The organism is Citreicoccus inhibens, from assembly GCF_019039035.1.
GTDB lineage: Bacteria > Myxococcota > Myxococcia > Myxococcales > Myxococcaceae > Citreicoccus > Citreicoccus inhibens.
In genome coordinates, this window is the sequence record NZ_JAHNZT010000038.1 from 1 (window position 1) to 20,748 (window position 20,748).

The window sequence follows — 20,748 nt, forward strand, 5'->3', positions numbered from 1 at the left end:
ACCTCACCCGCAACGTCCTCGCCAAGGCCCCCTGGAGGCTGCGCGGACGACTCGGCAAGGAGACCTCGGCCGTCTTCGAGGCTCCGACTCTCCAGGACGCCAGGAAGCGCCTGGAGGCGCTCCAGTCTGGCCTGGGCCGACAGGTCCCCGAAGCCATGGAGTGTCTGCGCGAGGGCTTCGCCTCGGCCACCTGCTTCTTCTCTTTCCCCAAGGCCCACTGGAAGCGGCTGCGCAGCACCAACGGCTTGGAGCGACTCCATGGCGAGGTGAAGCGTCGCATCCGCTCCGTGGGCGCATTCCCGGACCGAGCCAGCGCCCTGCGCCTCATCACCGCCGTCGCTCTTGAAGTCACTGGCATCTGGGATGACCGTCGCTACCTCGACATGGCCTTGCTGACTTCAAACCCAGGCACCGCTGAATGATGCCGCCAAGGAGCTTTCCTCCCCCGTACCCCCTCCGAACCGACTACACACGATTCGGGACTTGACCCCGCCCGCACGGGATGGGCGCACGGAAGAGCAAATCTGGGCCCGCTGGCAACAGACGAGCGACCCCAAGCACGCGGCAGCGGTGAAGCGCGCGAAGAAGGAGCAACCCCTGTTCCCGCCCGGGGAGCATGACGAGAACCTCTGGGCCCTCCTCTCTTACCTGCGATTCAAGACCCCGGAGGCGTCGGACGAAACCGTGTTGCGCATGCTCGGCCCGTCCGTTGCGGCGATGGCCTGCACAGACCATGGCGCCGCGCACGTCGCCAATCGCCTCCAGGAGGTCAACGAGCAGTACGGCGAGGCACTGGCCCAGCGAGAGAAGGACGCCGCCTTGTTCAAAAGCTTGGGCCATTCACGGCCGTCAATCGAGGCCACGCCCCCGCTTGACGTTGACGCATGGATGACAGCCCCGGGCTACGCCACCCACGATGGACAGTCGCTCGGCATTTTCAAGTTCACCGACAAGGACAAGCTCTCCACGGTCGCCGCCGCCCCCATCAACATCACGGAGACCGGCGAGGATGAACACCGCACCTGCTACGTGACGGTGCGCTGGCTGTACGGGGGCCATGCGCGCGTCGAGACGATGCCGCGCGCCAAAGTCTCAGGGAACGAAATCCTGGAGCTGTCTGGGCGGGGTGCCCCCCTCACCAGCAGCAACAGCAAGAAGGTTCAGGATTTCCTCCAGGCACAGGAGCAACACAACCATGCGCGGCTGCCTCAGGTGCGCATCTTCACGCAAAGCGGCTGGTCCCAGGACATGCGGAGCTTCGTCGTGGGGCGGGAGGTGATTGGCGAGCCCGGCCGCGTCATCATGCCCGGCGAAGCGGCCTTCCTCGATGCGCTCATGTCTCGTGGCTCGGCGGATGAGCACCTGCGGTTGACGATTGCCGTTCGCGACAGGAGTCCCTTCGCGGAGATGGCTTGGGCATCGGGCTTCGCCGCGCCCCTGTTGCGGCTGCTGGAGCTGCGCAGCATGTGCTTGTCCATCTGGGGTGCGTCTGGGACAGGCAAGTCCGCCGTTCAGGCCACCACCACGTCAATGTGGGGGCGCCCATCGGGCCTCAAGGTCAGCGGGGATGTCTCGTCCGCCGCGTTGCAGGGGGAGTTGGCGCGACACCGCGACCTGCCCACCTGGATTGATGACACCCAAGTCACGCGCGAGGGGATGACGAACCTAATGGCTTACATCGTGGGCTCAGAGACGAGCGGCTCGCGCGCCACACAGAACGGGGAGCTTCGCGCGCGGAAGTCGTGGCGCTCGCTGGCCTTCATCTCGGGAGAGAGACCGCTGTTGCAGATTGGCGGCGCGGCGGGCGCGAAGAACCGCACGCTGGAGGCATGCGCGCAACCGCTGGGGGATGCGGCCCTGGCCACACAGACGCACCAAGGACTGGAGAAGCATCACGGCCACGCGGGGCCCGCATTCATCCGAGCACTCATGGCGCGCTACACGGATCGACTCGATGAGCTGCGCGACCTGCACCGCCAGGTTGCAGCCCAGTTGGTGACGGAGACGACGGAACAAGCCCGCTATGCCGCGCTGCTGGTGCTTGCGGACCGACTCGCGCGCGTCCACATCTGCGGCGAGGACGAAGCGCGCGCCCAGGCGGCCTCTCTCGAAGCGGGCAAAGCATTCTGCGCGGCGGTGCTGAAGGAGTCTCGCGAGACGAAGACGACCGCCGACGCGGCTTACGACTTCGTCATGAACTTCGTCGCGTCCAACTGGATGGGCTTCGACGGCGTGAGCCCCATCCATCGTCCCGGACTGGTGGTGGACGAGAAGGACGACAGCGGAAGGCGCTTCGTGGCCATCTTCCAAACGGCGATGAACGACATCGCGCGCGCGGGACGCTTCGACATCCGGCAAGTGATGACGGAGCTGTCCGCCAAGGGACTCGCGGCCAAGGAAGATGGGCACCTCACGCGCAAGGTGTCCGTCGACGGCAAGCGAGTGCGTGCCTATTGGTTGGTCCTCGACGAAGAGAAGGTGGGGGCGGAGAGTACGCATGGATCGCCCAATGGCCGCCCCGCCATGTCGCGGCCTCCATCGCATCACGCGCGAATGGGAGGCACGCCCTCATGAGCCACGACACATGGCAGAGAGGCGTCGTCCCCTCTGAGGTTGCGCCCACCTCTGAGGTCCATGAGTTCCTCACCGTCGAAGAAGGCGCCGCGCTCCTGCGAGTGAACCGGAAGACGCTCTACGAAGCCATTCGGCTCGGGCAGGTGCCCGGGGTCGTCCGGGTTGGGAAGGCCCTCCGCATTCGCCGCGCGGCCTTGGTAGGGTCATCGATGGGTCAAGGCGGTCCTGCGCTCAAGGAGACGCACCCATGAGCGTGAGACAGAGGAAGTACACGGATAAGGACGGAAGGAATCAGCAGGTGTGGTTCGTGGACATCAAGTTCAAGCATGCGAACGGGGGAGTCGAGCGCGTCCGAAAGGACAGCCCGGTCAACACCCGACGCGGTGCAGAGCAGTACGAACGAGACATCCGCGCGGCCCTCCTGATGGGGACATTCCGCAAAGAGAAGGAGCCTGAAACAAACGGCGAGACAAAGAAGGTGCCGACCGTGAAGGACTTCACTTCACGTTTCCTCACCTACAGCGAGAACAACAACAAACACTCCAGCGTCGTGAGCAAACGGCAGCTCCTCGACGACCACTTGCTTCCGTTCTTCGGAGAGACAGCCCTCGACGCAATCGGCCCGGCCGAAATCGAGGACTTCAAAGCCGCGATGAAGAAGAAGCCCCGGCGGCTCAGCGGACACTCCGACACGGCCTCCAGGCGTGCCCTCCGAAGGCGCAAGGTCCGCACGACCAAGCTCCTGAGCCTGAAGACCATCAACAACGCGCTCGCCGTCCTCAGCAAGTTGCTCAATCTCGCGAAGGAGCAGAGCGTCCTGGCTCATGTCCCGGACGTGAAGCTCTTCAAGGTGAAGAAGCCCGACTACGACTTCCTCACCTTCGAGGAGGTGGAACGGCTCCTCGCGGCGGCAGGCCCCGAGGACTTCGCCCTCCTGACGGCAGCCCCCAAGACGGGACTGCGGCAAGGGGAACTCATCGGCCTCCAGTGGCAGGACGTTGACGTCCCCCGCGCCAAGCTCCACGTCAAACGGACCATCTGGCGCGGTGTCGAAGGCACTCCCATGGGCGGCAGCACTCGGACGGTGGACCTTCCTCAGTCCGTCGTGGATGCCCTCAAGGCCCACCGGCACCTTCGAGGCCCCTTCGTCTTCTGCCAGGAGAACGGCGAGCACCTCACCCCGGGGATGATGGATCACCTGCTCATCACCACGCTGAAGCGAGCGGGCATCTCACGGGAGACGGGCACGATTGGGTGGCACGACCTGCGGCACACCTACGGCAGCCACCTCGCCATGAAGGGCGTTCCCCTGAAGGTGATCCAGGAGCTGATGGGACACGCCACGCTCGACATGACGATGCGCTACGCCCATCTGAGTCCGCAGGTGAAACAGGATGCGGTGAAACTCTTGGATGGCCCCTTGCTGGAGAGGGGCAATACAGGGGCAATGACAGGAAGCTAAAAAGACAGAAGGCCCGTAACCCCTAAGGATTACGAGCCTTCTGAGAGTGCCCAGGGCGGGATTCGAACCCGCACACCTTTCGGCGCCACCCCCTCAAGATGGTGTGTCTACCAGTTCCACCACCTGGGCAACTTGTGCAGTCCATGTACCGAACCGCGTTGAATCACGCAACGACTATCTCAACCGCTGCGTGATTCTTTTCTGCCTCACCCCGAACTGCGACTACTGCTTCGGGGCTTCCTGCTGGCCCTGCGGTGCCTCGGCCGGCGTCGACGTCGGCGCGGAGGACTCCGCGGGAGCCGCCGCACCACCCGGCGTCGCCGGTGCCGTGGCCGCCGGCGGCTTCTTCGCCGCCGAACCACCCGCCGCCACCGACGTCCGCAGACCCACGAACGACAGGCCCAGCGACGTCAGGAAGAACAGGCCGGCGCAGATACCCGTCAGCTTGCTCAGGAACGTCACCGCCCCGCGCCCACCGAAGGCACTCGTGGCGGCGCCACCTCCCAGCGCGGACCCCATACCGGCGTCCTTCCCGGGCTGCAGCAAGATGACGAAGATCATGAACACGCAGAGCAGGACGTGCACGATCGTAAAGAAGGTCAGCATGGCGCTTCCAGACGCTCCGTGGAAAGAGGGCGCACCCTACACAATGAGGTGAACGCGTGACAACTTCTTCCGGCGAGCCCGATCATCCCGCCGACTTCACGATGGCCAGGAAGTCCCCAGCCTTGAGGCTTGCTCCCCCGACGAGCGCCCCATCCACGTCCGGCTGACCCAGCAATTCCGCCGCGTTGTCCGGCTTCACGCTGCCGCCGTACTGGATGCGCACCCGCCCCGCCGTCTCCCCGTCATACAGCCGAGCAACCAGGCCCCGGATCGCCGCGTGGACCTCCTGCGCTTGGGCCGTCGTCGCCGTGCGGCCCGTGCCGATCGCCCACACCGGCTCGTACGCCAGCACGAACTTCGCCACGTCCGCCGCCTCGAAGCCCACCAGCGCCCCACGCACCTGACGCTCCACCACCTCCAGCGTCCGGTTCGCCTCGCGCTCCGCCAAGGTCTCGCCCACGCAGAGGATCGGCGTCATGCCCGCCTTCTTCACCGCGTGCGCGCGCTTGTTCACCGTCTCGTCCGTCTCACCGAAGAACTGCCGACGCTCCGAGTGCCCCACGATGACGTAGGCGCACCCCAGCTCCGCCAGCATCGGCGCGGACACCTCTCCGGTGAACGCTCCGGAGGCCTCCCAGTGGCAGTTCTGCGCCGCCAACTGGAGGGGCGCACCCTCCAACGCGACATGCACCGCCTGGAGCGCGACGAAGGGAGGCGCCACCACCACCTCCACCTTGTCACCGAGCGGCGCCACCTGGGCCCGCAGCTCGCGCACCAACGCGAGCGCCTCGGGCACCGTCTTGTTCATCTTCCAGTTGCCAGCGACAATCTTGCGGCGCGCTCCGGTGGCCATCGCATCCCCCAGGTGTGAGTCCGGTTCGAACGGCGCAGACTACTTCGTCTCCAGCGCCTTGATGCCAGGAAGTTCACGGCCCTCGAGGAACTCCAACGAGGCCCCGCCGCCCGTGGAGACGTGGCTCATCTTCGAGGCGTAGCCCATTTGCTCCACCGCGGCCGCGCTGTCCCCACCGCCGATGACCGTGGTGGCCTGCGTGTTGTTCGCCATGGCCAGCGCGACGATGCGCGTGCCCTCGGCGAACTTGGGGACCTCGAACAGGCCCATGGGCCCGTTCCACACCACCGTCTTCGCGTCGCGGATCCGCTCGGAGTACATCGCGCGCGTCTTCACGCCGATGTCCAGGCCCATCATGTCCGGCGGGATGACCTGATCCGGCGTCTCGGTCGCGGGGCTCTTGTCCGAAGGCTCGGTGCCCACGATGTGGTCGATGGGCAACACGATGGGCGTGCGCAGCCGCTGCGCCGCGTCCAGCAGGCGCGTGGCCAAGGAGAGCTTGTCCTCCTCCACCCGGCTCTTGCCCACCTCGATGCCCTGCGCCTTGAGGAACGTGTAGGCCATGGCGCCGCCGATGAGCAGCGCGTCCACCTTGGGAAGCAGGCTCTCGATGACCTTGATCTTGTCGCTCACCTTGGAGCCACCCAGGATGGCCACGAAGGGCTTCTCCGGGTTGCTGAGCACCTTGCCCAGGTACTCAATCTCCTTGCGCATGAGGAAGCCGGCGCCCTTCTCCTTCACGAAGGGGACCATGCCCGCGGTGGAGGCATGGGCGCGGTGCGCGGTGCCGAACGCGTCGTTGATGTAGACGTCCGCCTGGGACGCCAGCTCACGCGCGAAGGACTCGTCGTTGGCCTCTTCCTCCTTGTGGAAGCGCAGGTTCTCCAGCAGCACCACCTGCCCTTCCTTCAGCTCCTTCACCTGCTTCTTCACGCCGTCGCCCACGCAGTCATCCGTGAGGATGACCTCGTGCTTGGGGCCGAGCAGCTCGGCGAGCCGCACGGCCACGGGCTCCAGCGACAGCTTCGGATCCGGGCCCTTGGGCCGGCCGAGATGGGAGGCCAGGATGACCTTCCCGCCCATGTCGAGCGCGCGCCGGATGGTGGGCAGCGCCTCACGGATGCGGGTATCGTCGGTGACGCGGCGGCCCTCCAGCGGAACGTTGAAGTCCACGCGGATGAAGACGCGCTTGCCCGTCAGCTGCATGTCATCGATGTAGCGGATCATCTTGGTGCTCCCGTCTCGGTCAGCCTGGCGCTCGAACTAGATGCCCTTGGACACGAGGAACTTGGCCGTGTCCACCATGCGGTTCGAGAAGCCCCACTCGTTGTCGTACCAGGCCATGACCTTCAGGAGCCGCTCGCCCATCACGAAGCAGTTGGTCGAGTCGAAGATGGCCGAGTGCGGGTTGCCGTTGTAGTCCACCGACACCGTCTGCGCGTCGCTGAACTCGAGCACGCCCTTGAGCGAGCCGGCGGCGGCCTGGCGGTACGCCTCCACCACGGCCTCCGGCGTCACGGCCTTGGACGTGTTCACCGTCAGGTCCACCAGCGACACGTTCGGGGTGGGCACGCGCACCGAGATGCCGTGCATCTTGCCCTTCAGCGAGGGGATGACCTCACCGATGGCCTTCGCGGCGCCCGTGCTGGTGGGAATCATGGAGAGCGCGGCGGCGCGAGCGCGGCGCATGTCCTCGTGCGTGAGGTCCAGGATGCGCTGATCGTTGGTGTAGCTGTGCACCGTGGTCATCAGGCCGTTCTCGATGCCGAAGTTGTCCACCAGCACCTTGGCGATGGGCGCCAGGCAGTTGGTGGTGCACGAGGCGTTCGAGACGATGTGGTGCTTGGCCGGGTCGTACTGGTCGTGGTTGATACCGTACGCGATGGTGAGGTCCGGGCCCTTGGCCGGGGCCGAGATGAGCACCTTGCGAGCCCCCGCCTTCAGGTGCTTCTCCGCGCCCTCACGCGAGGTGAAGCGGCCGGTGCACTCGAGCACCACGTCCACGTTCATGGCCTTCCAGGGCAGCGCGGACGGGTCCTTCTCGGCGGTGACGGCGATCTCCCGGCCATCCACCACGATGCCCTTGTCCGTGTGCGACACGGTGCCCGGCCACGTGCGGTGCACGGAGTCGTACTTGAACAGGTGCGCCAGCGCCGAGGGCTTGTCGAGGTCGTTGATGGCGACGATCTCGAGGTTCTCCTTGCGGCTGAGCGCGGCGCGCAGCACGCACCGGCCGATACGACCGAAACCGTTGATGGCGATCTTGATGGCCATGGTGTCCGTGTCTCCTTCCAAAGGCGCGTGGGGCGAAACGGCCCGCACGTCGTGAAGTTCGCTAGAGGGCGGCCGACCGTAGGCACGCGCCCCCGCTGAGTCAACGCTTCACATGGCCTGTTCGGGCCCGCGCGCGCCTCCGATGAACAATCAAACCGAACAGCAGCCACAAGCCCGAGCCCACCCCCGCGCCCCCTGCCCCGCAGCCGCAGCCGCTGTCTCCCAACCCGTAATAGAACTGCGGGAGGCCCTCTCGCACCGTGGGAGGCGGATCCACCGGGGGGATGACCACCGGGTGCGGATCCACCGCGCGCGCCGCGATACACCCCGTCAACGGCCGGGGGCTCACGGATGACACGACATCCGGGGGTGGCAACGCGGGCACCTGGGTCAACAGGCCCGCGTGAACCAGGAACTCGCCCACCAGTTGACCTCGCGTGCTCCCACTGGAGAGGCCCTCGAACGGAACCCCGAGGAACAACACGGTGCCGCCAGGCGAGGAGGCCACCCCGGCGCCCAGGCCCGTGCCGGCGTAGCGCAGCACGCCCGTGCCGCCCGCCAGCGGAGACAACACCTCGGGGGTTCCCACGGCGTAGGCCCCCAGCGTGCCATCGTCCAGGCCCACGGCGCCCACGCCCGCGAGCCAGTCGCCCGGCGCGCCCTCGACTCGGAGCGGCGGCGTCCCCACCAGGACCGAGGCCCGCAGGATGTCCGCGAGGAAGGCCCGGTCCGCGTCGCTGCCCTGGGCCAGCGCGGACGCCACCCGGGTGCCGGACACCAGCAGATGTCCGCCGCCGAGCACGAACGCGCGCAGCGCATCCTGCGCCTCCCGCGACGGCCCGAGCCCCCCCACCCCACCGCGCCCCATGAACCAGTCCACCACGCGATAGCCCGAGGGCGACACGAGGCCGGCCGCCATCGCGCCACTCGTCGCGCCATCGAAGGACTGCGCCGCCAGGGCGAACGCGGCACCGTGACGCGTGAGATAGCCTCCGTCGTTCATCGACTCGATCAGCACGCGGACCGGGGCCTCCAGGTCGTAGGCCTTCAGCTCCTCCGCGCACGTCATCGTCGCGTCCAATCGCTCGAACGCGTTGACGAGCAACACGGCCGCCGTCGTCCCCGCGCGAACGCCCACCGTGGCCGAGGGGAAGGACTCGCCGCCCGCGTTGAGCGCCGCGACGCGGAAGTACTTCACGGTGCCCACCGCCACGGGGAGGACCCATGAGGTCCCCGTCACGTCCGTGCCCTCGTCCCAGCCGAGGCCATCCACGCTCTGATAGACGCGATAGCCCGTGGCCCCGTCACGCCCCTCCTCCGTCGGGTCCAGGGTCGGCGCGGCCCAGCGCACCTCCACCGAGCCCTCCGCCACCGTGCGCGCCACCACGGCCGTCGGAGCCTCGGGAGGCAGGCTCACGGCCACGGAGTCCCGCGCCGCGAAGTACTTGATGAGCCCCTGGACAATGGCCCGCGCGGCCACGTGCCGCACCCCCGGCTCCTTCAGCTTCGCCGCGTCCGCCGTGGCGTCGTGATAGGCCATCTCCAGGAGCACGCTGGGCATCTCGGGGTTGTGGGTGGGGTTCACCTCGCCCAGGTTCGCCGAGCGCAGCGAGCGCACCTTCCAGTTCGGATCCACCTCGCGCTTCATGTCGCGGGAGATTTCATCCAGCAGGGCGCGCGCCATGATTTCGCTGCCCGGCACGCCCGTGAAGTTGTACGTCCCGTCCACCGGGTTGGGGCCGTAGACGTAGCCCTCGGTGCCCACCACGTTGCCCGTCGTCGAGGCGTTGGTGTGCCAGGCCACGTAGACCGCGTCCTCGCCGTCCTCGTGCAGCCACGCCGCGAAGCGCGGGCGCGCCGACACGTCCGCGTTGCGCTCGTTGCCCAGGCCATTGGCGCCCGTGGGCGCGTACACGATGGCCGGCGCGCCGCTGAACTGCACGTGGTAGCGCGCGCTCTCCTCCGAGCGCGGACGCGCGAGCATGGCCACCGTGCCATCGCCCACGTCACCGCGCCCACCGCCGAGGCGCACCGCGTCCGCGGACACCGTGGCGCCCGGCGTGGCCGAGTCGTTCAGCAGCGTCACCGCCCCCGAGTCCGGATGCGTCCCCGCGCGGAAGAAGAAGCGCCCCAGGAGCATCCACGTGCCCCCGTGGCGGCGCTGGTTGACGCGGAAGTGGCTCTCGCCGCCCGCGTGCCGCACCACGTAGTGCGCGTCCGTCGCGCGCGTGGGGTCCGAGCCATACGAGACGTAGACGTTGTACGCCGCGTCCGCAGGCACGTCGGGCGCCCACGTCGCCTGCGCGGATGCGACCGAGGTCGTCGCCACCACGCGCGTGGTGCCCTGCGTGAACGGCTCCGTTGCGTTCGTCAGGGGCGGCGCCACCGTCTTCCAGCCGGGCTGCGCGGGCGTGCTGAAGAGCGTGGCGTCCGACTCGGCGTAGCCCGCCTCGCCGTCGTCCACGATGACCATCAGCGGATTCAGGTCCGTCTCGCGCACCGGAATCACCGTGGCGCCCGCGCCCACCAGCATGGGCAGCAGTTCCTGGCTGGCGACCTCCATGGAGATGAGGTCCTCCACCACCGCCCACGAGTTGCCGCGCTGGGTCGCCCACCGGCGCAGCGAGCTGTCTCGATAGAACCCGTGTCCAGGGCTCAGGTACACGACCTTGCCGGACAGCGCGCCCGTCCGCTCGCGTCCCTGCGGAACGCCCGCGAGCGCGGACTTCGTCCCTCGCGTGGGAGCCTCGCGTCGCACGCCGGCGGGCTCGTGCGCGGACATCCGGGATTCATGGGGGCGCGGGCCGGGGGCAGGCAGGTACTGCACGCCGGGCGGCTCCAGGCCCCAATCATCCCCCTCGAAGGAAGGCGCGGGTTCTTGAGCCGCCGCCAGTGTCGAGGTCAACAACAGGGCCGCCACACAGTCGAGTCGCATCACGGGTCGGACCTTACCCGTTCAGACTCACACGGCAATCGCACCCGTGGATGCTAGCCTGCTCATCCCTTCACGCTCCGATGACCGTCCCTGCCACTCCGCCTCCCCGCTTCCCCTCCCGGCGCAGCACGGGGCTCCTCGCCTCCTTCGGACACGCCTGGGCGGGCCTCATCCACACCGTCGTGTACCAGCGCAACATGCGCATCCACGTCGTGTCCGCCGCGCTCGTGGGAATGGTGGGCAACGGCATCGCGCTGGGGCTCGCGGAGAAGGTGACGCTCATCTTCTGCGTGGTGCTCATCTTCTTCGCGGAGATCCTCAACAGCGCGCTGGAGCAGCTCGTCGACCTGGCCGTGCAGCAGTTCGACGAGAAGGCCCGCCTCACCAAGGACGCGGCCGCCGCGGGCGTGCTCGTGCTCGCGCTGGGCACGGTGGTCATCTTCGCCGCCATCCTCGTGCACAACTGGGAGACGGTACGCACCAGCACCGAGGCCATCGTGAGACAGGTCGCGCTGGGGCTGCCGCTCACCGCGTGCGTCACCGTGCTCGTGCTGCCTCAGCCTCGGCCGCGCTGGGTGGACGCGCTCGCGCTCATGGGCGGCTTCGCGCTCCTGGCCTGGATGGCCACGTTCTCGGCCAGCCTCGTGTTCACCGTGCTGACCGCGGGCCTGCTCTTCATCGCGGGGTCCGCCGCACGCATGCGGCGCCGAGAGCGCGGCGGATAGCTCGCGAAGCGCCGAGCGCGCGGCGGGCAACGCACGGGGCGCCCGGAGCGCGGGCACAAAAAAACCGGCGGCCGCCGGTTCATCCGCCACCACGCGGGCGGGAGCCCCGAAACCAGTCCGGAGCCCACTCGCCCGCGAGGGTCTGGGGGAAAGCCTAATGACTCAGGCGCGCTGGCGCCACTCGGCCCCTTGCTCCGGTGTCGCCTGGACGGCAACGCCCTTGTCGCCTTCCTTCAACTCCGCCAGGTCCGTGGTCACGAGGTCCAACAGCTCCGTGGCGATGCCGATGACCTGGTGGGGCGTGTAACCACTCGCGCGCAGCTGGTTGAAGAACGTGCGCGCCAGGATCCGGGTGCCCTTTTGGTCGGTGCTCACTGTGAATGCCTCCGAAGGTGGCGCGAAATGAGGCGGCGCCGGGAAATCACGGGGCCCAGCTAGTTCAACCGCCGTGCCAGCCGTTGCCTTCCGGACGGATTCCCCTGCGTTCCTCGGGGGTTGAAGCGGCGTGGCGCTGGCATCCCCACTCGGAGACTGCGAAACCGGCTTCGCACCTCGCGGGCGCACCGGGCCTGTAGCACCCCCAGGTGCATCGGCGGGTACGCACCCCGACTGCCAGGCGGCGGCCCGCCGTGTTTTCAAGTGCTTGCATTCTTTCAACAGGGTGGAGCAGATACGCGCCCCCACCAGGAGCGGAACAGATGGCGTATCGGGTGAACAACATCGGGCTGTGGCTGGACGAGCCGGAGGAGCTGCTCGGTCAGCGCGCCGCGGAGAAGCTGGGCGTCACCCGGAGCGACCTCGCTTCTGTGCGCGTCATCCGTTCGGTGCTGGACGCTCGCAAGAAGGGCAGCCCGCGCTACATCTACACGCTGGAGGTGGAGCTCGCGAAGGGGCGCAAGCCCGCGCGCCTGCCCCCCGACGTGGGCGAGGCGCCCCCTCCTCCCGAGGCCCAGCCCCGGGTGAAGGAGCCCGAGCAGTGGCCCATCGTCATCGGGACGGGGCCCGCGGGCCTGTTCGCCGCGCTGGGGCTCCTGGAGCGCGGCGTGCGCAGCATCCTCCTGGAGCGAGGCCGCGAGGTCATCACGCGCCGCAAGGACGTGGCCAAGCTCATGCGTGACGGCACGCTCGACCCCGAGAGCAACATGAACTTCGGCGAGGGTGGCGCCGGCGCGTACACGGACGGCAAGCTGTCCACGCGCATCAACCACCCCATGGTGCGCAAGGTCATCGAGGCGTTCGCCCGCTACGGCGCGCCGGACCACATCCTGATTGAGGGCAAGCCGCACATCGGCTCGGACCTCCTGCCGGGCGCGGTGGCCAGGCTGCGCGAGGAGCTCATCGCGGGCGGCTGCCAGGTGCACTTCGAGACGCGCGTGGACGACCTGCTCTACAAGGACGGCCACATCGCGGGCGTGAAGCTCTCGGATGGCCGCACGCTGGAGAGCAACCGGGTCATCCTGGCGCCGGGCAACTCCGCGCGCGAACTGTACGAGCGCTTCGCCACCGATGGCCGCGTCAGCGTGGAGGCCAAGCCGTTCGCGCTCGGCTTCCGCGCCGAGCATCCCCAGGCCCTCATCAACAGCATCCAGTACGGCGCCGCGGCGAAGAATCCGCGCCTGCCCCCCGCCGACTACAAGCTGGCCGAGAACCTGGACGTGGACGGCGAGGTGCGCGGCATCTACTCGTTCTGCATGTGCCCCGGCGGAATCGTGGTGCCCACTCCGACGGAGGAGGGGCTCCAGTGCACCAACGGCATGAGCAACTCGCGCCGCAACGCGCGCTACGCCAACGCGGGCATCGTCGTCTCCGTGTCCGTGGCGGACTTCGAGCGCGAGGGCTTCACCGGCCCGCTCGCGGGGCTCAACTTCCAGCGGCACTGGGAGCAGAAGGCGTATGAGCTGGGCGGCGGCCGCTTCTTCGCGCCGGCGCAGACCATCCCGGACTATCTGGCGGGCCGCGTGACGAAGGATCCGGGCGGCACCAGCTACCGACCGGGCCTGGCGCACGAGAACCTCAACCGCCTGTTCCCCGAGCGCCTCACCCAGTCCATCAAGGGCGCGCTGCGCACGTTCGATCGGAAGATGCGCGGCTTCATCAGCGACGAGGGCAAGCTCATCGGCATCGAGAGCCGCACCAGCTCGCCCCTGCGCATCACGCGCGGCGACGACCTCCAGTCGGTGTCCATGCGCGGCCTGTACCCAGCGGGCGAGGGCTGCGGCTACGCGGGCGGCATCGTCTCGTCGGCCATTGATGGGCTGCGCATCGCTGAGCAGATTGCGACCGAGCTGACTTGAGCTTTCCCCGTGGACCGGGGGAGGCTCGTGCGAGGAGCGATGGCCATGCCCTATCAGGTGCGGACCCCGGACGGTGAGCTGACCTACCCCACGCTGGGCGACGTCGAGCAGGCCTATGTCCAGGGGCTCATCTCCCCCGAGGACGAGGTGCGCGAAGAGGGCGCCTCGGCCTGGCGTCACGCCGGCTCCATCCCCGCGCTGGCGAATGCACGGGACAAGACCCAGGAGCTGCTGGCACGCCGGGCTCAAATCTACACCGTGGGCCTCGGGGTCTTGATGGGGACGGTGGCCGCGATCCTCCTGCTCCGCGGCCACCTGTACGTGACGTCGGTGATTGGAATCGTGCTGGCCTTCCTGACGGCCTCGCTGTTCACCCGCGTGGCGTACCGGGCGTACGTCCGGCCGGGCGCCCCCGCCACACCCAGGCGCTAGCTGGCTCGGCGGCCCGGCTTGTTCCCTCCCCTGCCCCTCGGAGCGGGGGCCCGGCGTTCGCCGCCAGCGCGACCCGCGCGGCCCATGTTTTCCCCCTGGCGGATGCCCCGCGGACAGGCCCGCGCCTCGGCTTCGACCAGGGGAGGACGCCGACGTGTACAGCACCTACCTGTCTCGCGAAGCAGCTCGGCGGCTGCGCCATGGGAGCCCCTGGCTGCGCCGCGAGGACATCGTCTCCATGGAAGGCACGCCCCAGCCCGGCGAGCCCGTGCAGCTGCGCGACGAGGACGGGCAGGTGCTGGGCCTGGGCGACGTGGACCTGGAGGCCTCGCCCGCGGTGCGGCGGCTGGGCCTGCCCGACGACGTGGAGGAAGGCCCCATCCCCCGCTACCTGCGCCACGCCTTCGAGCGGCGCGCGCAGTGGGTGGATGACCCGCGCTTCTGCCGCATCGTGAACGATGACGGAGACAGCCTGCCCGGCCTCATCGTGGACCGCTACGAGAGCCACTTCGTCATCCAGACGCTCACCCGCTCCATGGACGCGCGCCATCAGGAGATCACGCGTGCGTTGGGCGAGGTCGCGGGCGCCAGCTCGGTGCTGCTGCGCAACGACACGCTCCGGCGCCGACGCCTGGGCCTGCCGCTGCAACGGCCCCATGTGCTGTACGGCACCCCGCCCCGCTGGTTCCGCCTGCTGGAGATGGGCGCGCGCTTCACGGTGGACCTCACCTACGGCCGAGGCACCGGCTACCCGTACGCGCTGAGGGACCTGCGCCGCTTCGTGGCGCACCTGGCGCAGGGGACGCGCGTGCTGGACGCGGCGTGCGGCGTGGGCGGCCTCTTCGTCCACGCGGGGCTGCATGGCGCTCGGCAGGTGCTCGCGTTCGACGCGGATCCCGACACGGCGGACCTCGCGCGGGAGAACGCCGAGGCCAACGGCCTCATGGGGCGGGTGACCGTGGCGCGCGGCGAACCCCTGGAGACGCTCACGGAGTTGACGGACACCTTCGACCTGGTCCTGTTGGACACCCCTGGGCTCCAGGGCGCGGAGGAGTTCGTGCGGCGCATGCGAGGTGCCCTCCAACGCACCCGCCATGGCGGGTTCCTGCTGGTCGTGGGCTACCGTCCCCCATTGGCCCCGGGTGAATTCGACACGCTGGTGGCCAGCGCGTGTGAGCAGGAGGCCCGGCCGGCCTTCCGTCTGGCGCGCCTGGGACTGCCTCCGGACCATCCCACCCCCGTGGGCTCCCCGGGGGTCGACACCCTCGACGCCGTGGCCTTGGAGGTGAGCTGACTCCATTCGCCCCCAGGGCCCTGCTCGGTGGTAGTGTCCGCGCCGCGATGACCAACGACAACGAGACCCAGACCGCGAATCCCACCCCGGAGGCTTCCGTCGAGACCGTCCGCAAGGTGTATGCGGCCGATCTGCGTGAGAAGGACCGAGTCAACACCGTCTTCCGCGTCACCAAGAAGGAGAAGGTGACGGCGCGCAGTGGCAAGGTCTTCCTGGCCGTGACGTTCGTCGACAAGAGCGGCGAAGTCGACGGCCGCGTCTTCGAGACGCTCGACACCATCGAGCCCGCCTTCCAGAAGGGCGACTTCGTCCTCGTCCAGGGCAGCGTCATCCTCTTCCACGGCCGGCCCCAGGTCGTCGTGGAGGGCGTGGAGCGCCTGGACCCCGAGCCGCTCGATGCCCGCGAGTTCGAGCCGCCCCCCGCCCCGCCGGCCGAGGCCAAGCCCGCCCCCGAGGCGAAGGAGCCCAAGGAGGCCAAGGAGCCGCGCGAGGCCAAGGAGGCCAAGGAGCCTCGCCCCGAGCCGAAGTCCGAGGGCGGCCCCGCGGGCGCGCGCGCCGTGGGGCAGATTCGCGAGTTGGTCACGGACCGCGTGAACGATCCGTTCGTGAAGCAGCTGCTGCTCGCCTTCCTGGATGATCCGCAGATCGCCGCGGGCCTGCCCATCGCCCCGGCCGCGAAGAACGTGCACCACGCGTGGCGCGGCGGACTGGCCGAGCACCTGCTCTCCGTGATGCGCCTGACGCTGCGGGTGGCGGACCACTACCCCATGGCGGACCGGGACCTGCTGCTGGCCGGCGCGCTGCTGCACGACGTGATGAAGGTCGGGGAGATCTCCCCCGAGAAGGGCTTCGACTACACCGACGAGGGCCGCCTCGTGGGCCACCTGGTGATGACCGCCCAGAAGATCCGCGAGAAGTCGCTGGCCATCCCGGGCTTCCCGCCGCTGCTGGAGCAGCACCTGACGCACCTGGTCCTCGCCCACCACGGCCAGCTGGAGTACGGCAGCCCCAAGGTGCCGATGACGCTGGAGGCGCACATCGTCCACGCGCTCGACTCGCTCGACTCGCGCATCGCCTCGTGGGTGGAGGCCATGCAGCGCGACCCGAACGAGAAGTGGACCGAGAACCTGCGCCACTACGATCGCCAGCTCTGGAAGGGCCCGGTGCCCACCGTGCGCGGTCGCGCGCCGGTCGAGGGCGGTGGCCGCCGCAAGGGCCGCGAGGAGAAGCGCAAGGCCCGCGGGGACAACAAGGCCCCGCACGCGGGCGGAGGCACTCCCGCCGAGGCGCCCAGCACGCCGGCCGAGAGCCGCAAGGAGCGCGCGGAGCGTCCGCCGCGCGAGGACCGCCCACCGCGCGAGCCCCGCGCCGAGCGTCCGCCTCGCGAGGACCGCCCGCCGCGCGAGCCCCGCGCCGAGCGTCCGCCTCGCGAGGAGCGTCCGCCGCGCGACCCGAACAGCCTCCCCAAGGAGCTGACGTTCAAGCCGTTCAGCGCGCTGTCGTCGCTGGCCCCCGAGTCGCCCAAGGCGGGCGGCGAGGGCGAGGGTTCTTCGGAAGGCTGACACCATGGCAAAGCGGCTCGGAGAGCGCTTGATCGAAGCCGGCCTCACCACCCCAGGGGCCGTGGAACAGGCGCTGGAGCACCAGAAGATCACCGGCCACAAGCTGGGGGACTGCCTGGTGGACCTGGGGCTGCTCCAGGAAGCGGCGCTGCTGCGCTTCCTGGCCGCGGAGTTCCAGACCCGCTTCGTCAGCGCGGACAAGCTGGCCAAGGCGAAGATCGACACCAAGGTGCTCGACAAGCTGCCGGTGCGGCTGGCGGAGGCGCAGAACGTGCTCCCGCTGGCCGTGGATCCGGAGCGCCAGCTCTTGTCCGTGGTGGCGGCCGAGCCGCAGAACCAGGCGCTGCTGGACGAGATCGCGCTCGTCACGGGCATGTCGGAGGTCTACGCGTACGTGGGCCTGCGCAGCGCCATCGCGGCGGCCATCCGCAAGCACTACTACGGCGACCCCACGGCGTTCACCGCGCTGCTCGAGGGAGGCCCCACGCCGGGCGCCGCGCCTCGCCGCCCCGACACGCCCTCCAACACCGGCGTGCACGAGACGGGGCAGACCGGGCGCAGCACCACCACCGGCCGGGGCGTGCCCAGCATGCAGATGCGGCTGGAGACGGACGCGCGCATGCGGTTGCAGCGACCGAGCGGCGGTACGCCCTCGGCGCGCTCGGCGACCCAACGGCGTGAGCCCGGCGGGCCGCGTGGACTCATCAGCGACACGGACTACGTGGAGACGCTGAGCATCCTGGTGGGCGTGCTGGAGCAGGACCGGCCACGGCACCGCGGCCACTCGGCGCAGCTGGCGCGGCAGGCGGGCATCGTCGGCCAGCGCATGGGCATGCCCCACAAGGAGCTGGCGGCGCTGTCCATCGCCGCGTACCTGCATGACCTGGGCAAGCCCTCCGAGCGGCACTTCTCGCTCGCGAGCAACGCGGCCAACCCCGAGTGGAAGGCCCAGGCGAAGGCGAGCTGCCGCGCGCCGACGAAGCTGTTCGAGACGGTGCACCTGCCCGCGCAGGTGAACACCATCCTCGCGCAGCTCTACGAGGCCTGGGACGGCTCGGGCACGCCCCAGGGCGCCAAGGGTGAGGACATCACGCTGGGCGCGCGCATCCTGGCCGCCGTGGACAGCTTCCTGGAGCTGACCAAGAACCCGGGCAATGCCCACGGTCGCGTGCTGACCAAGGAGCAGGCCTTGGAGCACCTGCGCAAGAACGCGGGCGTGCTCTATGACCCCGTGGTGGCAGACATCGTCTGCCAGCTCCAGAGCGGCGAGCTGCTGCGGCACCGGCTGGCCAGCGACGGCCGGCAGGTCCTCATCGCCGAGCAGGACGAAGCGGCGCGCGGCGAGTTGCTGGAGGCCGTGCTCAAGCAGGACCTGGTGGCGCACGCCCTCTCCACGCTGGATGGCGCGCTGGACGGACTGGCTCGGCAGGACTGCGACGTGCTCGTGGTGAGCCTGCGCCTGGGACAGACCGAGGTGCTGGAGCTGCTCCAGGTGGCGCGCTCGACGCCGGAGAGCGCGGGCCTGCCCATCGCGGTGGTGGGCGAGCCCGACGCCGCGACGCGCGACCGGCTGCTGATGGCGGGCGCCACGGCGGTGCTGACCCCGGCGGACAAGCCGGCGGTGGCCAAGGCCGTGCGCGCCATGCTGGAGGACCGGGTGCTGCACAACGGCCCAGGCCGCGTGGTGCGAGGCAGCTTCGACGAGCTTCCGCCCCGCGAGCTGCTCCACACGTTGGGCGGCGGTCGCAAGAGCGGCCGACTCCAGCTGCGCCACCACACGCTGGAGGGCTACCTGCACCTGGAGCACGGCCGCGTCGTCTACGCCTCCTTCGGAGGCCACGCGGGAGAGCCCGCGCTCCAGGCGCTGCTGCGCATGAAGCAGGCGGACTTCCAGTACGACCCGGACGCGCTGCTGTTGGAGATGCCGCACCTGGACCAGGACCTGGAGGCCCTGGCCGGAGCCCTCACCGCGGCCTGAGGGCGGCTCAGCGCAGCGGCAGTGAGAAGAGGCGGGCCGCGTTGGCGGTCGTCACCGCGGCCACCTCTTCCACCGACACCCCCTTCAGCTCGGCCACCTTGCGCGCGGTCTCCACGACGTGCGCGGGCTCGTTCTTGCGACCCCGGTGCGGCACGGGCGCGAGGTAGGGGCTGTCCGTCTCCACCAGGAGGCGCTCCAACGGCGCGAAGCGCACCGCGTCCTGAAGCGCCTCGGTCTTCTTGTAGGTGACGACGCCGGACAGCGACAGGAAGAAGCCTCGGTCCAGGTAGCGGCGCGCGGCGTCCGTGTCCCCCGTGAAGCAGTGGATGACGCCGTGGGTGACCCGCTCGTCCGCGAGCACGCGGTCGCAGTCGTCATGGGCGTCCCGCACGTGCACCACCAGCGGCTTGCCCAGCGCGCGCGCCAGGGCGCACTGCCGCCGGAAGACGGTGGCCTGCACCTCGCGCGGCGAGTTGTCGTAGTAGTAATCCAGCCCCGCCTCGCCCACCGCGCGGACCTCGGGCCGAGCGCAGGTGCGCTCCAGCACCGCGAAGTCCTCCTCCGTCACGCGCGCGGCCTCGTGGGGATGGATGCCCAGCGTGGGCGAGAGGAACTCCGGGTGGGCCGCGGCCAGCTCCAGCGCGTTGCCCCAGTTCCCCGGCCCGTGGAACTGCCCCACGAGCACCGCGTGCACGAGCCCCGCGGCCCGGGCGCGCTCCAACACCGGCCCGACCTCCGCGAAGTCCTTCGGCTCCAGGTGGCAGTGCGCATCCACCAGCTTCATGGCTCTTCCTCCAACAAGTCGGTCAGCTCCAGCCGTGCCTCGGCGGAGGTGAAGGTGGACATGGCCGCTCGGATGCGCTCGCGCCCCTCGCTGCCGCCCAGGCGCCACACCCCGTCCGCCGCGTCCAACCGGAGGTCTTCGGTGGCGCCCCGGTCGTCCAGCAGCGCCAGCAACCAGGGCAGCGCCTGGGCATCTCCCAGGCGGCCCAGGCCCCGGGCCGCCGCGCCTCGGGCGGCATCCTTCCCGTCATCCAGGATGGCCTTGAGCCGCTCCAGGGCCCCCGGCACGCGCAGCTCGCCGCACAGCTCCACCGCGAGGGCGCGGTCCGCGCTCCACCGGCCGCGCCGCGTGCGCTCCAACAACCAGGTCGCGCCCTCGGGGTCGCCCAGCTTGGCGAGCACGCCCGCCGCCTGCGTCTTGTCGAACGCGGGCAGCAGCCACTTCCCGAACAGTCGCTTCACCGCGGGCAGCGCTCGCGCGTCCTCCAGCTCCGCCAGCGCGCCCAGGGCCCGGAAGCGCAGCGTCTCCTCGTCGAGCGCGGCGAGGAGCACATCCAGCCCCGCCGGGTGCTTCAGCGCCGCGATGCCACGCGCGGCCTCGAAGCGCACCTGCGGAAGGTCATCCTCCAGCATCCCCGCGAGCGCACCCCGCGACTGCGGGAGCGCCAGGTCCGCGAGCCGCCCCGTGGCCTCCAGCCGCACGCCGCTGTCGTCGTCGCGCAGGCGCGACAAGAGCGTGTCCGGCAGCTCCTCGGGGGGCAGCACCACCGCCGCGAGGCTGACGCCGGAGCGCCTCACCTCCGGCTGCACGTCCGCCAGGAGCCGAGCCAGCGCGGCGCCCAGCTCCGGCGCGCGCGCCGCATCCTCGGCACCCAGGTGAAAGAGACTTCGGGCCGCCTCGGCTCGCGTCGCCGGGCGCTTGTCGCCCTCCAGCACGAGCAAGGCGCGGTCGCGCTCGGCACGCCAGTCCGTCACG

18 protein-coding genes and 1 tRNA gene are annotated in these 20,748 nt (G+C 69.7%); 10 read left to right on the forward strand and 9 right to left on the reverse strand.

Features of this window, described 5'->3' with window-relative positions; translation table 11 throughout:
* From KRR26_RS30405 to KRR26_RS30420, 4 genes are all read left to right on the forward strand, one after another.
* Window positions 1-422: transposase (locus KRR26_RS30405; protein ID WP_217081521.1), on the forward strand; the 422-nt coding region annotated here is incomplete at its 5' end.
* 61 nt (window positions 423-483) lie between these two features.
* Entirely contained in the window at window positions 484-2,574 is a 2,091-nt protein-coding gene (locus KRR26_RS30410; protein WP_217081522.1) for a DUF927 domain-containing protein, read from the forward strand.
* A complete protein-coding gene (locus KRR26_RS30415) occupies window positions 2,571-2,825 on the forward strand; it encodes a helix-turn-helix domain-containing protein (protein ID WP_217081523.1) in 255 nt (84 codons plus the stop codon). The genes KRR26_RS30410 and KRR26_RS30415 overlap by 4 nt, the downstream gene beginning before the upstream one ends.
* Window positions 2,822-4,036, forward strand: coding sequence for a tyrosine-type recombinase/integrase (locus tag KRR26_RS30420; RefSeq protein ID WP_217081524.1), 1,215 nt, complete (start codon window positions 2,822-2,824; stop codon window positions 4,034-4,036). Before KRR26_RS30415 ends, KRR26_RS30420 begins: the two co-directional genes overlap by 4 nt.
* 47 nt (window positions 4,037-4,083) lie before the next feature.
* Here KRR26_RS30420 and KRR26_RS30425 read toward each other — a convergent pair.
* The 6 genes from KRR26_RS30425 to KRR26_RS30450 form a co-directional block, all read right to left on the reverse strand.
* Window positions 4,084-4,165, reverse strand: a tRNA-Leu gene (locus tag KRR26_RS30425).
* A 93-nt stretch (window positions 4,166-4,258) separates the two neighbouring features.
* The gene (gene secG, locus KRR26_RS30430) at window positions 4,259-4,642 is read right to left on the reverse strand and encodes a preprotein translocase subunit SecG (protein WP_120200762.1); all 384 of its coding nucleotides are present in this window, start codon (window positions 4,640-4,642) and stop codon (window positions 4,259-4,261) included.
* A gap of 82 nt (window positions 4,643-4,724) precedes the next feature.
* Complete coding sequence (gene tpiA / locus KRR26_RS30435) at window positions 4,725-5,495, reverse strand: triose-phosphate isomerase (protein WP_120200764.1); 771 nt, start codon at window positions 5,493-5,495, stop codon at window positions 4,725-4,727.
* Between the two features lie 39 nt (window positions 5,496-5,534).
* Complete coding sequence (locus KRR26_RS30440; protein WP_120200766.1) at window positions 5,535-6,722, reverse strand: phosphoglycerate kinase; 1,188 nt, start codon at window positions 6,720-6,722, stop codon at window positions 5,535-5,537.
* A gap of 36 nt (window positions 6,723-6,758) precedes the next feature.
* Window positions 6,759-7,769, reverse strand: coding sequence for a type I glyceraldehyde-3-phosphate dehydrogenase (gene gap / locus KRR26_RS30445; protein ID WP_217081525.1), 1,011 nt, complete (start codon window positions 7,767-7,769; stop codon window positions 6,759-6,761).
* 100 nt (window positions 7,770-7,869) lie between these two features.
* Window positions 7,870-10,704, reverse strand: coding sequence for a golvesin C-terminal-like domain-containing protein (locus tag KRR26_RS30450; protein ID WP_217081526.1), 2,835 nt, complete (start codon window positions 10,702-10,704; stop codon window positions 7,870-7,872).
* Window positions 10,705-10,784: 80 nt separating this feature from the next.
* Here KRR26_RS30450 and KRR26_RS30455 point away from each other — a divergent pair, with 80 nt between their 5' ends.
* Window positions 10,785-11,429, forward strand: a complete 645-nt coding sequence (locus tag KRR26_RS30455) for a diacylglycerol kinase family protein (protein ID WP_120200772.1) — start codon at window positions 10,785-10,787, stop codon at window positions 11,427-11,429.
* A 162-nt stretch (window positions 11,430-11,591) separates the two neighbouring features.
* Here KRR26_RS30455 and KRR26_RS30460 read toward each other — a convergent pair whose 3' ends face one another.
* Window positions 11,592-11,804: a hypothetical protein gene (locus KRR26_RS30460; protein WP_120200774.1), complete on the reverse strand. Its 213-nt coding sequence runs from the start codon at window positions 11,802-11,804 to the stop codon at window positions 11,592-11,594.
* A gap of 323 nt (window positions 11,805-12,127) precedes the next feature.
* Between KRR26_RS30460 and KRR26_RS30465 the strand changes: the two genes are divergently transcribed.
* The 5 genes from KRR26_RS30465 (at window position 12,128) to KRR26_RS30485 (ending at window position 18,989) form a co-directional block, all read left to right on the forward strand.
* The gene (locus KRR26_RS30465) at window positions 12,128-13,723 is read left to right on the forward strand and encodes an NAD(P)/FAD-dependent oxidoreductase (RefSeq protein WP_217081527.1); all 1,596 of its coding nucleotides are present in this window, start codon (window positions 12,128-12,130) and stop codon (window positions 13,721-13,723) included.
* A 45-nt stretch (window positions 13,724-13,768) separates the two neighbouring features.
* On the forward strand, window positions 13,769-14,155 hold the full coding sequence (locus KRR26_RS30470; RefSeq protein WP_120200876.1) for a hypothetical protein: 387 nt from the start codon (window positions 13,769-13,771) through the stop codon (window positions 14,153-14,155).
* A 154-nt stretch (window positions 14,156-14,309) separates the two neighbouring features.
* The gene (locus KRR26_RS30475) at window positions 14,310-15,449 is read left to right on the forward strand and encodes a class I SAM-dependent rRNA methyltransferase (RefSeq protein ID WP_158611333.1); all 1,140 of its coding nucleotides are present in this window, start codon (window positions 14,310-14,312) and stop codon (window positions 15,447-15,449) included.
* Between the two features lie 47 nt (window positions 15,450-15,496).
* On the forward strand, window positions 15,497-17,011 hold the full coding sequence (locus KRR26_RS30480; protein WP_217081528.1) for a 3'-5' exoribonuclease YhaM family protein: 1,515 nt from the start codon (window positions 15,497-15,499) through the stop codon (window positions 17,009-17,011).
* 4 nt (window positions 17,012-17,015) lie between these two features.
* A complete protein-coding gene (locus KRR26_RS30485) occupies window positions 17,016-18,989 on the forward strand; it encodes an HD domain-containing phosphohydrolase (RefSeq protein WP_120200780.1) in 1,974 nt (657 codons plus the stop codon).
* 7 nt (window positions 18,990-18,996) lie between these two features.
* Here KRR26_RS30485 and KRR26_RS30490 read toward each other — a convergent pair whose 3' ends face one another.
* On the reverse strand, window positions 18,997-19,773 hold the full coding sequence (locus tag KRR26_RS30490; protein ID WP_217081529.1) for a TatD family hydrolase: 777 nt from the start codon (window positions 19,771-19,773) through the stop codon (window positions 18,997-18,999).
* Complete coding sequence (locus KRR26_RS30495; protein WP_120200784.1) at window positions 19,770-20,747, reverse strand: HEAT repeat domain-containing protein; 978 nt, start codon at window positions 20,745-20,747, stop codon at window positions 19,770-19,772. The genes KRR26_RS30490 and KRR26_RS30495 overlap by 4 nt, the downstream gene beginning before the upstream one ends.
* Window position 20,748: the final 1 nt, after the last annotated feature.

Bases quoted from the DNA above. Each gene is read 5' to 3' on its own strand.
- KRR26_RS30415 (WP_217081523.1), top strand. From the start codon at position 2,571: ATGAGCCACGACACATGGCAGAGAGGCGTCGTCCCCTCTGAGGTTGCG.
- KRR26_RS30420 (WP_217081524.1), top strand. From the start codon at position 2,822: ATGAGCGTGAGACAGAGGAAGTACACGGATAAGGACGGAAGGAATCAG.
- secG (WP_120200762.1), bottom strand. From the start codon at position 4,642: ATGCTGACCTTCTTTACGATCGTGCACGTCCTGCTCTGCGTGTTCATG.
- tpiA (WP_120200764.1), bottom strand. From the start codon at position 5,495: ATGGCCACCGGAGCGCGCCGCAAGATTGTCGCTGGCAACTGGAAGATG.
- KRR26_RS30440 (WP_120200766.1), bottom strand. From the start codon at position 6,722: ATGATCCGCTACATCGATGACATGCAGCTGACGGGCAAGCGCGTCTTC.
- gap (WP_217081525.1), bottom strand. From the start codon at position 7,769: ATGGCCATCAAGATCGCCATCAACGGTTTCGGTCGTATCGGCCGGTGC.
- KRR26_RS30450 (WP_217081526.1), bottom strand. From the start codon at position 10,704: ATGCGACTCGACTGTGTGGCGGCCCTGTTGTTGACCTCGACACTGGCG.
- KRR26_RS30455 (WP_120200772.1), top strand. From the start codon at position 10,785: ATGACCGTCCCTGCCACTCCGCCTCCCCGCTTCCCCTCCCGGCGCAGC.
- KRR26_RS30465 (WP_217081527.1), top strand. From the start codon at position 12,128: ATGGCGTATCGGGTGAACAACATCGGGCTGTGGCTGGACGAGCCGGAG.
- KRR26_RS30470 (WP_120200876.1), top strand. From the start codon at position 13,769: ATGCCCTATCAGGTGCGGACCCCGGACGGTGAGCTGACCTACCCCACG.
- KRR26_RS30480 (WP_217081528.1), top strand. From the start codon at position 15,497: ATGACCAACGACAACGAGACCCAGACCGCGAATCCCACCCCGGAGGCT.
- KRR26_RS30485 (WP_120200780.1), top strand. From the start codon at position 17,016: ATGGCAAAGCGGCTCGGAGAGCGCTTGATCGAAGCCGGCCTCACCACC.
- KRR26_RS30490 (WP_217081529.1), bottom strand. From the start codon at position 19,773: ATGAAGCTGGTGGATGCGCACTGCCACCTGGAGCCGAAGGACTTCGCG.